This window comes from Pseudoalteromonas sp. P1-9 (genome assembly GCF_001399975.1).
GTDB lineage: Bacteria > Pseudomonadota > Gammaproteobacteria > Enterobacterales > Alteromonadaceae > Pseudoalteromonas.
The window spans coordinates 24635-41155 of the sequence record NZ_LKBD01000014.1 but is presented as its reverse complement, the minus strand read 5'-3'; the positions used below and the strand labels follow the sequence as shown (position 1 = coordinate 41155).

The 16521-nt window shown below is 42.3% G+C and carries 13 protein-coding genes; 12 read left to right on the top strand and 1 reads right to left on the bottom strand.

From position 1 onward, the window contains the following. The first annotated feature begins 14 nt into the window (after positions 1-14). The 9 genes from zntR (at position 15) to AN214_RS10525 (ending at position 10589) form a co-directional block, all read left to right on the top strand. The gene (gene zntR / locus AN214_RS10565) at positions 15-428 is read left to right on the top strand and encodes a Zn(2+)-responsive transcriptional regulator (protein WP_054979703.1); all 414 of its coding nucleotides are present in this window, start codon (positions 15-17) and stop codon (positions 426-428) included. Next, entirely contained in the window at positions 415-1674 is a 1260-nt protein-coding gene (locus AN214_RS10560; protein WP_054979702.1) for an SO_0444 family Cu/Zn efflux transporter, read from the top strand. Before zntR ends, AN214_RS10560 begins: the two co-directional genes overlap by 14 nt. Before the next feature lie 551 nt (positions 1675-2225). Continuing rightward, positions 2226-3635: an imelysin family protein gene (locus AN214_RS10555; protein WP_054979701.1), complete on the top strand. Its 1410-nt coding sequence runs from the start codon at positions 2226-2228 to the stop codon at positions 3633-3635. A 62-nt stretch (positions 3636-3697) separates the two neighbouring features. Continuing rightward, positions 3698-5353: a di-heme oxidoredictase family protein gene (locus AN214_RS10550; protein WP_054979700.1), complete on the top strand. Its 1656-nt coding sequence runs from the start codon at positions 3698-3700 to the stop codon at positions 5351-5353. Beyond that, positions 5350-6756, top strand: coding sequence for a di-heme oxidoredictase family protein (locus tag AN214_RS10545; RefSeq protein WP_054979699.1), 1407 nt, complete (start codon positions 5350-5352; stop codon positions 6754-6756). The genes AN214_RS10550 and AN214_RS10545 overlap by 4 nt, the downstream gene beginning before the upstream one ends. Positions 6757-6767: 11 nt before the next feature. Continuing rightward, the gene (locus AN214_RS10540; protein WP_054979698.1) at positions 6768-7907 is read left to right on the top strand and encodes an imelysin family protein; all 1140 of its coding nucleotides are present in this window, start codon (positions 6768-6770) and stop codon (positions 7905-7907) included. Positions 7908-7909: 2 nt separating this feature from the next. Next, entirely contained in the window at positions 7910-8986 is a 1077-nt protein-coding gene (locus AN214_RS10535) for a DUF1513 domain-containing protein (protein ID WP_054979697.1), read from the top strand. A gap of 82 nt (positions 8987-9068) precedes the next feature. Further along, the gene (locus AN214_RS10530; RefSeq protein ID WP_054979696.1) at positions 9069-10175 is read left to right on the top strand and encodes a 1-acyl-sn-glycerol-3-phosphate acyltransferase; all 1107 of its coding nucleotides are present in this window, start codon (positions 9069-9071) and stop codon (positions 10173-10175) included. A 165-nt stretch (positions 10176-10340) separates the two neighbouring features. Beyond that, positions 10341-10589 carry a DUF1289 domain-containing protein gene (locus tag AN214_RS10525; RefSeq protein ID WP_054979753.1) on the top strand — a complete coding sequence of 83 codons (249 nt, stop codon included), beginning with the start codon at positions 10341-10343 and terminating at the stop codon, positions 10587-10589. 31 nt (positions 10590-10620) lie between these two features. Here AN214_RS10525 and AN214_RS10520 read toward each other — a convergent pair whose 3' ends face one another. Then, positions 10621-11265, bottom strand: a complete 645-nt coding sequence (locus AN214_RS10520; RefSeq protein ID WP_152960751.1) for a hypothetical protein — start codon at positions 11263-11265, stop codon at positions 10621-10623. A 175-nt stretch (positions 11266-11440) separates the two neighbouring features. On the opposite strand from AN214_RS10520, the gene AN214_RS10515 reads away from it, so the two are divergent. From AN214_RS10515 to AN214_RS10505, 3 genes are read left to right on the top strand one after another with little or no spacing between them, the layout of a single operon-like run. Then, positions 11441-11641 carry a DUF3283 family protein gene (locus AN214_RS10515; RefSeq protein WP_010560900.1) on the top strand — a complete coding sequence of 67 codons (201 nt, stop codon included), beginning with the start codon at positions 11441-11443 and terminating at the stop codon, positions 11639-11641. A 32-nt stretch (positions 11642-11673) separates the two neighbouring features. Next, a complete protein-coding gene (locus AN214_RS10510; protein WP_054979694.1) occupies positions 11674-12060 on the top strand; it encodes a GNAT family N-acetyltransferase in 387 nt (128 codons plus the stop codon). After that, positions 12060-16520 (top strand): EAL domain-containing protein, encoded by a 4461-nt coding sequence (locus AN214_RS10505; RefSeq protein ID WP_082428552.1) that lies wholly within the window; start codon positions 12060-12062, stop codon positions 16518-16520. Before AN214_RS10510 ends, AN214_RS10505 begins: the two co-directional genes overlap by 1 nt. Position 16521: the final 1 nt, after the last annotated feature.

The following is a 16521-nucleotide window of genomic DNA, read 5'->3' as shown; positions in this document are numbered from 1 at the left end:
AATTAGGCAGGCAAATGGTAAAAATAGGTGAAATTGCAAAACGGTTAGCGGTCTCGACCGATACGCTTCGTTACTATGAAAAGCAAGGCATTCTCAATTCATCGGCGCGCAGTGAGTCGGGGTATCGCTTGTATTCTGAACAAGACATCGCGCAGCTGTCGTTTGTACTAAGGGCAAAGGATGTAGGCTTTACACTGAATGAAATTAAAGAGTTACTTGCAATAAAAGTGGATAAGCAAAGTCACAGCTGTGAGCAAGTTAAACATTTTACGAGTGAAAAAATAACGCAAGTTGAGCGTAAAATTACCGAGTTAAATACCATTTTAAATTCGCTTAAATTACTGCACAAATCATGCTGTGGCGGTAACGAGCCCGCCGTTCATTGTTCAATTCTTTCAGCGCTGGAGGCACAAAATGACGCTCGTTAATAACTTTATTGATCTCTTTATTATTTCAGCGCCTTGGTTGTTATTGGGGTTGTTTATAGCGGCATTAATTAATGTTTACTTACCTGAAAACTTTCTCAATCGCCACCTTGGCAAAGAGGGCTTTGCTACTACCATTAAAGCGGCTCTTATTGGTGCGCCAATGCCGCTGTGTTCTTGTGGCGTAATTCCAGCGGCACTCGGGCTGCGAAGGGCGGGAGCCTCAAAAAGCGCAACCACGGCATTTTTAGTCTCTACGCCCGAAACAGGTGTTGATTCAATTTCTGTCTCGTATGTTTTGCTTGGCCCATTTATGGCAATTATCCGACCTATTGCGGCGGTTGCTAGTGCCATTACTGCGGGTTTATTAGTGGGCGGTGAAAGTAAACTTGATACGCAACAAAGCGCCGATAACATAAAAGAAAAAGCCGATGATACTTGCTGCAGTAGTGCGCACACCACAGAGCAAAATGCGGCGCAGGCTAGTGATATGGTTTCAGAACAAAAGACGTCATGCTGTAGTACTCAGCAAAAGCCTGTTGTGCAAACTTCCCCTTGTTGTGCGCCAACAGTAGCTGAAGCTAAGGCGAATGTATCAACCAGTGCTGCTTGTTGCTCGGTAAAAGATTCTGATGAGCAAAAAGAAAATACTACCTCGTGCTGTTCCACAAACAAAGAAACACAGCTTGTAACAGAAACCGCGACAGCAAAACTCAAGCGTGCATTTTCATTTAGTGCTAACAAACTGCTAAGTGATACCGCAAAGTGGCTGATGATAGGTTTGTTTTTTGCCGCGTTAGTGCAAACCTTTGTACCGCAAGATTTTCTGCAACAGTATGGTAGTGGAATTTGGGCCATGCTAATCGTAATTTTAATTAGTATTCCAATGTATGTATGTGCAACTGCTTCAACGCCTATTGCCGCAGGGTTATTAATGTCGGGCGTTAGCCCCGGTGCTGCGCTGGTATTTATGTTAGCTGGGCCGGCAACTAATGTAGCTACATTAGGTGTGGTAGCGAGCGAACTAGGCAAGCGCGCGGTGGTCGCTTATTTAACAGGAGTTATTGGTGTTGCGCTAATTTTCGGCTTTATTACCGACTATTTGATAGCACGATATCAATTCGCAATCGTACCATCGCTACAAGAATCGCATCATGTATTACCCATGTGGCTAGAGTACGGCGCGGGAGCCTTACTTGCGCTGTTAATGTTGCGCTTGGTTTGGCTCAAATTAAGTAGCGCCAAGTAACTTGTATATTTGCTTTTAGGCTAGAGCGTGTTGACCTTTACGGTCTAAATTCTGTTCAAATCCAAAGTGTTTTGATCGCGGCGTTGCTTTGCAGACCTAGCGGGCTAAGTCAAAAAGCGACAACAAAGAGCAAAACGCTTTGGATTGAACCTTTAGGCAGCGCTTGTTTGGCATTTATACTGCGTTATCGCTCATTCGTGTAGAGTTACTACACCACAATCACTCTGTCTTGTCTAAATGCCAAACAAACTGCTGCAGAAACAGACTGCAAAGGTCAACACGCTCTAGTTAATTGATATTTAAGCTTGAAAGACATCGTTTTTTGCGATGATTCGTTTAATAAAAAGGAGCCCACTGGCTCCTTTTTTTGATCTAGATCAAGTTTATAAATTTAGATGAATCAAAATTTAAATTTATTTTAAATGATAATGATTTCTGTTATTGATCTAATTTGTTTTGGGTTTTAGAATGCTTCGCAGTTTTATTAAGCCAATTACGTTTTTGATAAAAATTGGTATTACTCAATCATAAAAATATCAGGGATTAACATAATGAAAAAAATAGCGAATTTTGCACTTTCTTCGTTATGTGTTGCAATGCTTGCAGCATGTAGCGGTGACGATGGCAAAGACGGGGCAGACGGCGCACCAGGTGTAAGTGGCGAAAGTGGTGTATCAACGTATGTGACCGAAAAAGATGTCGTTGTTACCAATGCACAGCATGCATATGCGGTTTACGCCGATTCACTTATCGCTGCTAAACAGCTTAAAAATGTGATTGAGCAGTTTGTTGCAGAGCCAAGCGAAGCTAACTTTAGCGCCGCTAAAAATGCGTGGTTAGATGCTCGCGAACCTTATGGTCAGTCAGAAGTTTATCGCTTTCGTGAAGGGCCAATCGACAATCTAACGCGTGATGACAATGGTAACCCGGTATTAGTTGCTGAAGAAGGTCCTGAAGGCGCAATCAACGCATGGCCACTAGCCGAAGCGCTAATTGATTACACAATTGACATGGATGGCGCACAACTGCCTGAAAACCCTGCAAGTTTGCCAGTAGGTGGCAATATTATTGCCGATCTTGCTGAGTTCCCAGATATCACCAAAGCGTTACTCGCTGAACAATTTGAGCGCGGCGATGATGAAGCCAATGTAACATCAGGTTATCACGCGATTGAATTTTTACTGTGGGGACAAGATCTTAATGCTGATGGTTCTTACACGCCAAACCGTGACTACAGTGCTGGCTACCGTAAAGTAAACGATTATTACACTGCGGCAAGTGGCATGGGTGAGTGTACATCTGGCGCAGATAACGTGGTTGATTCGGTGATTTGTGAACGCCGCGGTGACTACCTAATTGCAGCGGCAGATTTATTGATTGACGATTTACAAGGTGTTGTTGATGCATGGACTCCAGGTTCAGGTTTTCACTATGTTGAATTTACAAAAGACGAAAACGTAAAAGCGTCGTTGGCGAAAATTCTAGAAGGCATGGGCCGTTTAAGCTTTGGTGAACTTGCTGGTGAGCGCATGAGTATTGCACTTCGTACCGATTCACAAGAAGACGAGCACTCGTGTTTTTCAGATAATACACACCGCGATATTTTCTTAAATGCTAAGGGTATTCAAAACGCATTTAATGGTGCTTACCAGCGTATGGATGGTGAAACATTAGAAGGTGCTAGCATTTACGATTTACTGGTAGTGGATGGTTCGCATGAACTTGCCAATGAATTACGTGCTGCGATTGAAGATACGATGGCGAAAGCGGCAGTTATCGATACTAACGCTAAGCTAGGTTACTCATTTGATGTGCAAATTCAAAATGCTGATTTAAAGCAACCTGTTACACACACAATCGAAGCGCTTAAATCACAAACTCAAGTGATTAAACAAGCAATTGAAGCGTTAGAAGTAACCACGGGTGATCTTGAGCAAGATACTGACGAGTTTGGTAGCTAATAAGCTAACACTATTATTGGCGCTGCTATTTTGCAGCGCTTTTTTCGTTTCTAGGGGCATTTATGAAGCGACATCTTTTACTAACCAGTTTTATGTTAAGTGCTTTGGGTTGTGGTGGCTCATCGCAATCACCAGAAGCAAAGCCTAGCGAACCTCAGCCGCCTGTTGTCACACTGCCGGGACAGCCAAATGATGGCTTAGCACCGCTTAGCAGCAGTACGCCTGACACCAACGAGCACCTAGCGGGTGGCGTAGTAACAACCGATGTTCAAAATGAAGACGCATTCAGCCAATCGGCACCGGCAATTCGCAGTGATTTTGCATTAGACGCGGTATTTAAATCGGGTGATCACTTATTTAGAGGCGCACACAAAGGATTAGGCCCTGTTTTTAATAACCCAACTTGCCAAGGGTGTCATATTAAAGATGGTCGTGGCGAAGTGCCAAGCTCACCGCAGCGTGCAATGACCAGTATGTTCCTACGGATTAGTGATGAGAATGGTCAACCCGATGCTGTGTATGGCGATCAATTACAAACATTTGGCACGGTTGCCGGACACCCGACAGGCGCATTACCTAAGTTTAACGGCGCGTTAGATGAAGGTTTGGCATATGGCGAAGCCTATGCGTTTGTTGAGTATGAAAACGTAACAGGTAAATTTGCCGATGGCGAAGAATACGAGTTGCGCAAACCCATTTATAAAGTAACCGATTTATCTTACGGCCCATTTAACGACACGGTAAGGTTCTCTGCCCGTGTTTCACCTGCGATTTTTGGCTCAGGTTTGCTGCATGCAATTCCTGAACAGTACATTACCAGCTACGCTGACCCTGACGATGTTGATAATGATGGTATTTCTGGCCGTGCTGCGTATGTAACAGAGCCTATTTCAGAGCAAACTAAATTAGCACGTTTTGGCTATAAACTTGGCACTGCATCCGTGTTGCAGCAAATAGCGGGGGCCTATCGCGGTGATATGGGCGTGACTAATCGTATTAACCAAGCAGAGCCGTGCACCGACAATCAAGTTGCCTGTAATGAACAAGCTGCATTAGAGCAAAACAGTGAAGCCAATGGTCTTGATTTAAGTGATTTAGATCTCGCACAAGTTGAATTTTATAACCGTTTATTAGCTGTGCCAGCAAGACGAGGGTTCGACGAGCAAACTAATACTTGGCAAAACGATGTCACGCGTGGCCGTGCGTTATTTTTCGACGCTAACTGTAATGGCTGTCATGTACCACGCCATAAAACAGGTGAAGCACCGGCAAGTTTATTAGGTGATGTCGATATTCTTGGTTTTACTGGCGAAAGTACGCCGATTGCTGCACTTAGCGAGCAAGTTATTTATCCTTACAGTGACTTGTTACTACATGATATGGGCGGCGAATGTGCGCCTATTAAATTAGAAAACGCACAAGGCGGTAGCTGTCAGGTTGGTGAAAATTGCATTTATGTGCAGCGCTGTGAAGGTCTTGCAGATAACCGCCCCGAGGGACAAGCATCTGGTACTGAGTGGCGTACAACGCCGCTTTGGGGATTAGGCTTGGTACAGCAGGTAAATGCGCGCGCTACTTATTTGCATGATGGTCGAGCACGCACCATCAGCGAGGCTATTTTATGGCATAGCGGCGAGGCAGAAAAAGCTAAGCAAGCCTACCTTGCAATGTCTAAAACTGAGCGCTCACAATTATTGGCGTTTTTAAACTCACTATGATTAAACGAAGTCTTTTAACTGCGTGTATTTTTGGCACTTTGCTAATTGGTTGTAAAGAGCAAACTGTACCTGAATTTTCACATAGCGAGTTGCGCCCTGGCGGCGCAACAACCTTAAAGCGACTTAATACACGTACTTTTATTCATCCCTCAGAAAATCTCGATTTAGATAGGCAGCTTGATTTTTGGGATGGCTTTTCATTTTTTCGTGATCCTTGGGTCGCAGCACCTGCTGCAACTCAAGACCGTGATGGTTTAGGCCCGCTTTATAACGCGCGTTCATGTAAAGCATGTCATATTCGTGGTGGTCGAGGAAAGCTTGTTGGGGAGGGCACGCATGCGCCAATGGCATTGCTTTTTCGTTTAGGTAAGCGTGATGATGGCAATGCGGTTGATAAACACTATGGCGGCCAATTCCAGCCATTTGCGATTAAACTAGCAAAACCTGAATCACTTGCGGCGGAAGGCAAAGTAACTATTCGTTACGAAAGCATATCGGGTCAATATGCGGATGGCACGCCTTACACTTTAAGCAAGCCACATTACCAATTGGTTGATTTAGCCTATGGCGAATTGCAACCCAATACGGTGTTATCGCCACGTTATGCGCCAGCACTTTACGGAATGGGGTTGTTGGACGCGATTAGTGAACACGATCTTACTGCGCAAGAAGATATTGCGGATAAAAACAACGATGGTATTTCGGCTAAGTACAATCGTGTGATTAGTGCAAAAACTAAGCAGCAGATGATTGGACGTTTTGGCTTTAAAGCGAGTCAACCAAGTTTAGCATCACAAACGGCTGCGGCATTTGTTAATGATATCGGCATAACCAATCCGTTTTTCACACACGATACTTGCACGTCATCTCAACCGCTTTGTCAGCGTGCATCAACAATGGGCGGTCACGATCGTAAGCTAGAAATACCAGAAAAGCTGCATAAGTTAACGGTATTTATGGGGGCGCACATTGCGGTGCAACCGACCCGAAAGCTTACTTCGGAAAAAGCACAACAGGGCAGAGCACTTTTTTATCAAGCGAATTGCCATAGTTGTCACACTCCAAGTTATACCACGGCAAGCGACTACCCACTTAAAGAGCTGGCAAATCAAACTATCTGGCCTTACACCAATTTGGCGTTACACGATATGGGCGAAGCACTGGCTGATGGTAAAGCTGAGGGATTAGCCAATGGTCGAGAGTGGCGCACGCCACCACTTTGGGGGCTAGGATTACAAGAAAAAGTACAAGGCTATCAGGCATTTTTACATGATGGCCGTGCTAAAACAGTGGCTGAAGCGATTTTGTGGCATGGCGGTGAAGCCGAGCAATCAAAAAGCGCGTTTGTAGCGTTTGACCAACAGCAGCGTGACGCATTGATTTATTTTCTAAAACAAATTTAAGGGCAAATACGATGAAACTAAAAGCACTTTCTTTGCTTGTGACGGCTGCGTTACTAAGTGCATGTGGTGGTGGCAGCGATAACAACAGCGAAAAACCACCTATTACGCCACCCGTGGTTAAACTAACGAAAGATGAAGCCATGACAAAATTATTAGCAGCGCAAGCTGATAATTATATTTTGCCAGCATACCAAACATTGATGGATGAAGCGGATAAACTAGATGCGGCGAGCATTATGTTTTGTGCTTATCAGGCGCCAAGCGAAAGCGAGCTAACAGAATTAAAAAATGCATGGTTAGCATTAAGCAAGGCATGGCAATTTGCGAAAGCGGTAAAAATGGGGCCTGAGTCCGAAGAATTTCGCCATTATCGCTTACAATTTTGGCCTGATAACAATAATGCCGTTCAACGCGGTGTTGCGTCATTACTTGCGGCTCAAGCGATAGATGAGAACGCCGTTGCTAGCCTACAAGATGGTGCACAAGGATTACCAGCGCTCGAGTTATTAATTTTTAATCAAGCACAAGATGCATCGTTACTAAGTGCAAGCAATAAACAAGATCGTTGCCTCGCGGTAATGGCAATCGCCGCTAATGTGAAAACAGTTGCAACTGAAATTTTAGCACTATGGCAACACGAGAAGATTGGTTTTGTCCTTGATTTTAAAAATGGCAGCGGCGAGTACAATACGAAACAAGCGGTGCTTGAAGATTTTATTACTAATTGGTTTGAGCTAATTGAAGTGATTAAAGATAACAAGCTCAATAATGTTAAAGGCACGCTGATCCCAGGTTACCCAGAAAAAGCGGAAAGTTACATTGGCTTATCGTCGCTTGAAAACATTAAAACCAATTTTGCAGGACTGAAGCAGGCTTACCTTGCGGGCAATGGTTATGGCTTTGACGAGTACTTAGTGGATATTCATGAAAATACACAAGTGAATGACACTATTCTAAATTACTTTGACGAAATTGATGTGTTACTAAATGATATCGAGAAACCGCTATCGCAAGCGGTAACAACACAAGACAGCCGCAATAAACTGTCGCCACTCATCACAAAAATAGACGAATTAAGAACTTACCTGTCTACCGATTTTATTCAGCTTACGGGCCTTAATCCTAACTTTAATTCGAATGACGGTGATTAATCATGGAGCGTAGAGCGTTTATCAAAAGTTTAGCGTTATGTGGTTTAAGTTTATCACTCGGCGCTAACTTAGTTGCGTGTTCAAGCAAAGCGCAACGTCGTTTTGTTAGTGCGGCAACCAACCACCAAGGTGAACATTTTGTGGTGGCATTTGATAAAGCAGGGAATTTATTAAACCAGGTTAAAATTGATAATCGCGGCCATGATTTATTAATGCTTGATAGTGAACGGGTTGTGGCGTTTTCACGCCGTCCGTTTACCAAGCTGTTTGTGGTGAACTTAGCACAAAACCAGCTAGAGAAAATCATCAATGCAGAGCAAGGTTTTCATTTTTATGGTCATGGTGTGTTTGATAGTAAACGTAAGCAACTGATCACCACAGAAAATCATATTGAAAGTGCTGGTGGTTACTTAGTTGTGCGCAATACTCACAATTTTGCCGTGGAAAAGCGTGTACCAAGTGGCGGTATTGGGCCGCATCAATGCGCGTTAATGCCCGATGGTGAACATATTGTGGTTGCCAATGGGGGCATTAAAACACATCCAGATAAAGGTCGTGAAAAATTAAATCTAGCGAGTATGGCACCAAATTTAAGCTACATTCACCTCGACACTGGCAAGTTAGTTGAATCTGTCACTCCTCCGCATTTTCAGTTAAGTTTACGTCATCTAGCGGTAGCAAACAGTGGCGAAGTGATTGTTGGAGCGCAATATCAGGGAAATTATCGCGATGCGCATCCTTTGGTGTTTAGCCATAAACTAGGGCGCGAATTTCAGCCATTGCAGGCAGAGCCAAAGTTTTGGCAAAACTTCGAGCATTACGTTGCCAGTATTGCAATTGCTGATAGTGATAATCGTATTGCAGTTACCTCTCCTCGCGGTGCTATTGTGGCGTATTGGCAATTGGATAATCATCAGTTTATTCGTCATGAACGTTTTGCCGATTGTGCGGGTGTAGCGAGTGCGCAAAATGAATTTATTGTCACAAACGGCAAGGGACAAGTAATTAACGATAGTAAAAACATGCCTATTTTTCAGTTACAACCGTTGCGGTTTGATAACCATTTAATTTACTCTTAACTGGTAAGAGATGTTAAATTTAGCCAAACAGAATAATGACAGGTAAAATATCCGACCTTTTTGTGATGCAGTAAACCAAGTTATGACTAATTCAAACGATAAATTTGCAGATATTCGCCCATATAATGATGAAGAAGTAGCCGCGTCTGTTGAGCGTCTGTTAAATGATGATGCATTTATCTCGGTAATTGCAGAGCACAACTTACCATCATGGTTGCGTACTATTCCATTTCTTGGCAACTACTTAGTTAAATCAAAATTGCGTAACAAATACGGTAAATTTAAAACTGTTGATGAAGTTCAGCAGGCCGTTTCACGTTATCTTGATATTTTAGTTAAGCGCACAACCAGCAAAGTTACTTTCTCAGGATTAGATAAGCTTGATAAAAACAAAGCGTACCTGTTTATCTCAAACCACCGTGATATTGCGCTTGATCCGGCTTTTGTAAACTACGGTCTATTTCAAAATAATATGAAAACCGTGCGCATTGCGATTGGTGATAACCTGTTGCAAGTGCCATACATGACCGAGTTAATGCGTTTAAATAAGAGTTTTATTGTTAAACGTTCTGTTAAGTCGCCAAAAGAGATGCTGAGAACGCTTACGACACTTTCGCATTATATTTATGATTCGCTTGATAGCGGTAATTCAGTTTGGATTGCGCAAAAAGAAGGACGAGCGAAAGATGGTAATGATGTTACCGATCCTGCACTGATTAAAATGTTGCAGCTACATGGTCGCAAACTAAAAATGGACTTTGCAGACTATGTAAAATCGATCAATGTTGTACCGGTTGCGATTTCATATGAATTTGAACCATGCGAAAAAGCGAAGGCAAAAGAGCAGTATCATAAAGCGACCTTTGGCGAATACAAAAAAGCGCAAGGTGAAGATATTGCCAGCATTATTGAAGGATTTGCTACGAATAAAGGGCATGTGCATTTATCATTTGGCGAGCCAATTACCAGCGATTGCGATACCCCAGATCAACTTGCTGAAACCATTGATAACTACATTCACAAAAACTACTTCTTGCACCCCAATAATTATTTGGCGGCAGAATCTGCAGAACATGAAATTTGTGGCGATGCGAAGCGTGTTTACCACAGCCGCTTTGAAGGGGTTGCTCCGGAATTACATGAATTTATTAAGCAAATTTACGCGAAGCCGGTATTTAATCAAAAGTAACCAGCAAGCCTAAGTAAATTATAGTTTTAAGAAACCAGAGTAATACTCTGGTTTTTTTTGTGCAAAAAATGGTTAAACTGTAAATATGAGTGCGTAAAAAAAGACCTAAGTTTGCCTGCTTTGCAAGCAAACTATTGTGAGTGAATGGCTGACCAAAAACCAATTATTGAGCAAATAGAAATATTTGAAATACCCAGTCCGTGCAAAGGGGTATGTCAGGCTAATAACCGAGGTTATTGCTTAGGGTGTTTTCGTTCGCGAGAAGAGCGCTTTCATTGGAACCAATTAACGAACGCGCAAAAAAAACATGTGATTAAGCTTTGCGCACAACGCGAAAAGCGCATTCGTCGAAAAATGGCTCAACAGCAAATCTCACCAGAGCTGGATACAGAGCAAACAAAACTCGACTTTTAGGTTTGCCTAATCTCGCCGTATCTAAACTCGTTTATTTAGGGGTTTTATGTTCAAGGGTAGCTTCAGCACTTTGCATTAACTGTAGGTCTAATTGTGCCAAAATTGCTTTATGTTGTTTGTGCAGGTAATGATGGATAGGTTTTTGCGAGACAATGCGTTTATTAAAATGGGCTAGGGTGGCATCATCAATGTGATGCGTTAGCAAATATTCAAGTACTAAAATGCCATCAATTGTGCGGTCGCGCAGCATATGCAACTGACTAGTAAGGTTATTATTACTTATTACCTCACCTTTAAATTTTTCTTGAGCAATAAATTTTTGTGCAAACGGGTAGCTTGGGTTGTGGCTAATTGTACTCAACTGCTGAATGCGACAATGCTCGCATTGCCCCTTGTTGGTAAGCAGTACCAAATTCAAATACATTAACGGAGTATTACTCGCAATTAGGTTTGGGTATTCCTTAGAAATACCAATCACACGACCAATCTGGCCATCAAGCTCTCCAAGGTTAGCCGCAGCAAGTGAGCTTTTGTGATCAAACTCAATAATGCTTATATCGACACCAATTGCTTTATAAGCAGGTGTTAGACGTTTGATTAATAAGCGAGAAACGTGTGTATCTAACGGTTTATTAAACACTAGCGCTTGCTTTATGGGGGCATTTGCCCACGCCATCTTACTCAAAAACAATAAGGCACAAAGTATGGTACAAGCACGCTTGCAGCTTTTAGTTGTCGAGTTTTTTATCATTTTGTGACGTAACGCAGCGTTCATTTTAGTGTTGATTGGTCAAACTTATATGGTACATTGCTACAATAACATAATATTTTATTAGCTGTATTAAAAGAACATGTCTTTCAATTTGTGTAATTTACCTCGTCAAGAAAAGTATTTAATTCAACTCGACTACGAGGCGTCGTTTTGGGCGTTTAAAGTAAAGCGTGGCAAAGCAACGCGCGATCAAATTTATTCATCTATTTTACAGCGTCCACAATCAGAGCAAGGTGAGCTAAAACAACGTTTTGAACGCTATTTAGCGACAATGATGTGAGTTCATTTACGTGCCAGCAATTGGACCCAGTTATGTATCCTTTGGTTAATAAGTTCTATCAAAACTTTAAGGTAAGAGGGCGTGCTAAAAGCCATGATAGGGTATGGGTTATCAAAGCTGAAAATCAAATTGTGGCAGCTGCAAAGTTAAGCTTAAAAGGCGGACAGTTTTTATTATCTGGCGTATTTACAGCACCTTGCTTTCGTGGTCAAAAACTGGCATCAAGACTAATTAAAACAATCGCTTTGGATTATCGTAAACCATTTTTCACTTTTGCCTACAACCATTTAGTTAGCTGGTATCAAAGCTGCGGGTTTATCGAACATGCTGCGCCAGCTGAGCTGGCTCCGTTATTTAGCGCTTATCAAAATCAAGGGCGTAAAATCGTCTGTATGTTAGCCAATAAGGATTGTGCATAATGATTTGGCGATACTGCGTATTGACGATTTTGTTGTGTGCTGTATCAATAAATGCGCTGGCAAACAGTAAGGCAAACGTACGTCGTTTCTCGCCAAATGAAGGGTTAGCTCAGTCTTATGTAACGGGTTTATTAGTTGATAAAAATGGTTACTTATGGGTTGGAACCGAAGCAGGCGTAAACCGTTACGATGGTTATCAACTATCAACTATGACAGGTGCTGAAGGGCAACTGCGTGATAAATCGATAGATTTCCTCTACGAAGACAAACAAAACGATATTTGGATTTCGACTACCTATTCTGGCTTGTATCGATATAAAACTGATACTTACCATCTTGAGCGAGTGCTTGATTTTAAAAATGACCGAACTCACTCTCCAGTCGTGATGTTAGAAACCCATCAACCTAATTTTTACTGGTTGGGACGCGTTCATGACTTGGCGCTGTTAAACAGTGAAACTGGGGAAGTGAAAAGTGTGTTTAAAATCCCAGGAGACTTTAAATACGCGTATGTTAGAGCACTTAAATATTACAAACACTTTCTAATAATAGGCACATCGGAAGGTGCCTTTGTGATGGATACGCGCACTGAAAAAATCGTTAAACTAGAGTTTTTAAATGAGCCCGCAGCGCATCACGATCAATACAATACAAAGTCATTTCATATCTCGGGTTCTCAACTTTGGCTTGGCACCGTGCAAGGTTTGCACACAGTTGAACTTGATCATATTGAACGCTTGGTAGCTGGTGAAATAGATAAACTGAGTAGCGAACTGCGTATTTCAGATTTAAACATATGGAAAATCATGCCGTTTAAATCGGGATTAAAGCTTGCCACCAATGAAGGTGTTTATAATTACTTTGCCGATGATGATCAGCTAATAAAAAGCACAGAACTCGATAATTCCGATTTTAAGTTAAGCGATAATAGCATTGTTGATATGCTGCTTTCAGATGACGGTTCAATGTGGCTTGCGAGCAAAACCGACGGTGCGTATTTTGTCTCGAATAACAATTACTCATTTCAAAACTATAACCGCGATACTTTGTATGGTGGTTTATCCCATAACAATATTTGGAGCATTGTTGAGCATAATAAAGATATTTGGTTAGCAACCAGTGACGGTATTACGCGTTTCAATCCCTATTCTTACCAAAGCCAAACTTATCTAGAAGGTTACTTAGCTGACCGCTTAAACCATGAATTCCATGTATATAAAATGTTTAGTTTTAACGACAAGTTATGGCTGGTAAGCACGCGAGGATTATTTACCTTTGACTTGGAAACGTTAACAATTTCAGCGGTTGAAATGCCTTTTGAAAAGTACAAGGATATGTTTAGCAAGCAGATTGTGATAGGGCATTTTAACAACGCAGGTGATATGTATTTTAAGAGCTTTCGCTATGGCTACTTTAAATACAATGTAGTAACAGAAGAACTAACGCAAATTCACCCCGACGTAAAAGTGATTGGTGATACATTTGCGGGGTATTTTTTACCGCCGCTAGATGACAGCAAGTTACCGCTGTTTTATCACAATAAAACGTTATATCAACTGATGCCGGACAACACCGTAGCGTATCGTTATACCGCGCCAGTCCCCGATGAAGTGGAGTATTTGTCGCTTGCGTCTTATGTGATCGATAACAACGGCATTCTTTGGCTATCTTATTATGGCTACGGGTTAGTTGGTTTAGATAGCACCACATTTGAAGAAAAATACAAAATCGAAGACAGGGTTGATACCCGCGGATCGTTGTTTTATAGCCTAACCAAAGATCAGCGAGGCATGATCTGGATGGCGAGCCACAGTGGTATTTGGCGCTTTGACCCAAATACCCAACACTTTAGGCAGTTCACAGTGGATGATGGCATTGCGGTTAATGAGTTTAACTCGGCGGCAAAAATAACTTACTCTGATGGTCGCATTGTATTTGGCTCAATTAAAGGGGTGACCAGCTTTTTCCCCGAGCGCAATGACGCGAATGAACACATATCAGAGCGGGTGAATATTACCTCAATTACCCTAATGTCGCGCAAACTTGAAGCTGAGTCGATTATTCAGCAAAATTTACTTGAGCTTGATTACGATGATATCGGTTTAGAAATTGGTTTTTCTGCGATGTTATTTAAGTATCAGGAACGCGTTGAATATGAATACCGTTTAGATGATTCTGCATTAGTTAGAACGAGTAATAACAAAGTTGCGTTTGCACGAATTTCACCGGGAAAACACACTTTTTACGTACGTGCCAGAGACCCGTTAAACGGCAGTTATACCGATTTTAAGAGTTTTACGATTCAGGTAAATTACCCACCTTGGCGCTCTCCCGCGGCATTCGCCATTTACTTTATATTATTGACAAGTATTGTGTCGGTGTGGATGTTGCGTCGCCATCGCTATCAAACGCGCTTGCTAGCTGCACATAAACAAAGTAGTGAAAACGCCACGCGTTTAAAAATGGCGCTACAAAGCAGTCAATCAGGGGTGTGGGAATGGCAAAGCGGCCTCGGACACAGTTATCAGCCACGTCTAGTCGATGAACTAGGTTTTGATAAAAGCGAAGTATCACTGGATGAATACTTAGCAAAAATTCATCCCGACGATAGAGCCCGTTATCGCATTGAATGGTTAGAATTTGTCAGCACCGATAAAGGTGAATTTGAAGTTGCCTACCGAGTACGTCATAGCCAAGGCCATTGGCGTTGGTACAAAGATGTGGGTCGTGTTATTGAGTGGGACGAAGATGTGCCGCAGCGCGTTTCGGGAACCTACACCAACTTTACGCGCGAGCGTGACTTTGAAAACAGTGCCCGTTTATTTAGCGCCGCATTTGAGCATACTCGCGATTGGGTATTTGTGATGGACCGCGAGTTTAATATTCTTGCGATAAATAAAGCATTGCGCGAAAGCCATCATTTTGACCTTAAACAAGACTCAGCGCGCAAGCTATCACTTGGCCTAAGTGCTAAAAGGCGCACTTATTATTTGAGGGCGCTTGGTAAGCTAAACGTAGGTGAACATTATCAATCGGAAGAAACCATCACCACCCCTGATGGCACAAAATATAATTGCTTGATAAAAGCCACTGCGATTGCGGCTGAAAACGGTGAGGTTGATAACTATATTGTGGTGATCACCGATATCAGTAGTCAAAAAGAAGCTGAGCAAGCGCTGTATTTACTGGCAAATTACGACAAACTAACCAAGTTACCTAATCGCAGCTTATTTATTGGTCGAGTGGCTCATGCCATTAGTCTAAACAAAAACAGCGAGCAGTTATTGGCAGTGTTATTTATCGATCTTGACCAGTTTAAGAAAGTGAATGACTCATTTGGTCATCATGATGGTGATAAATTGTTGGTGGAAATAGCCGAACGCATAAAACAGGTCATTGACGGCAAGGCGACCGCGGCGCGATTAAATAGCGATGAATTTACTGTATTGCTTGAGAATATTAATAGCAAAGAAGACGTTATAGCCTTGTGTCAGCGCTTAATTGCGGCGCTAAAAGAGCCATTTGCACTGGCGGGCGAAACCGTGAGAATTACTGCCAGCATTGGTGTTGCCATATTTCCAGATGACGAAACAACCGCAATTAATTTGATTAAAGCTGCCGATATTGCGATGTATCACGCTAAAAAACGCGGTGGCGAGTGCTTTTTGTTTTTCCAACAAGAAATGAATAAAAAAGTACAACGATTGCTTCGTTTAGAGTCAAGGCTTAAGCAAGCACATAGTGAAAATGAACTGTCGAATCAATATCAGCCGATTATTGATGTTAATACAGGCAAGGTGGTTGGCTTTGAAACCTTAATGCGCTGGCAGCACAATGGTGAAGCAGTTAGTCCATCGCGTTTTATCGCCATTGCCGAAAATACCGGTCTCATTACTGAAATGACAATGGCATCGTTAACACGCGCAGTACAAGACATGCAACACTGGTGCGAGATCGATATCGACTTTTATGTATCGATTAACCTATCGGCGAAAGATTTCCATCACCTGGATTTGGCAGAGCAAATTATTGCACTGTGCAACACGTATGAAGTGCCGTGTCAGATGGTGGCACTTGAGATTACCGAATCTGTACTTATGGCTGATTTTGATAGTGCAAAAGCGGCCATGGATAAGCTAAAAAATGCAGGTTGTCGCATTTATCTTGATGATTTTGGCACCGGCTACTCATCGCTGGCTTACTTAAAACGTTTTCCGGTGGATGTGATTAAAATTGATGGTGGCTTCGTTCGAAATATTGGCGATGAAGCAGACGATGAAGCGATTATTCGCTCAACCTTAACGCTTGCAAAAAGCTTAGGCAAAGTGTGTATTGCTGAAGGAGTTGAAAGTAAGGAGCAGCTGCTGTTCTTGCAAGCAGAAGGGTGTGAGTATGTGCAAGGTTATTACTTTTACTCACCGCTTGATGCGTCACAAGTTAAGTCGTTGCTTAAGCGTTAAA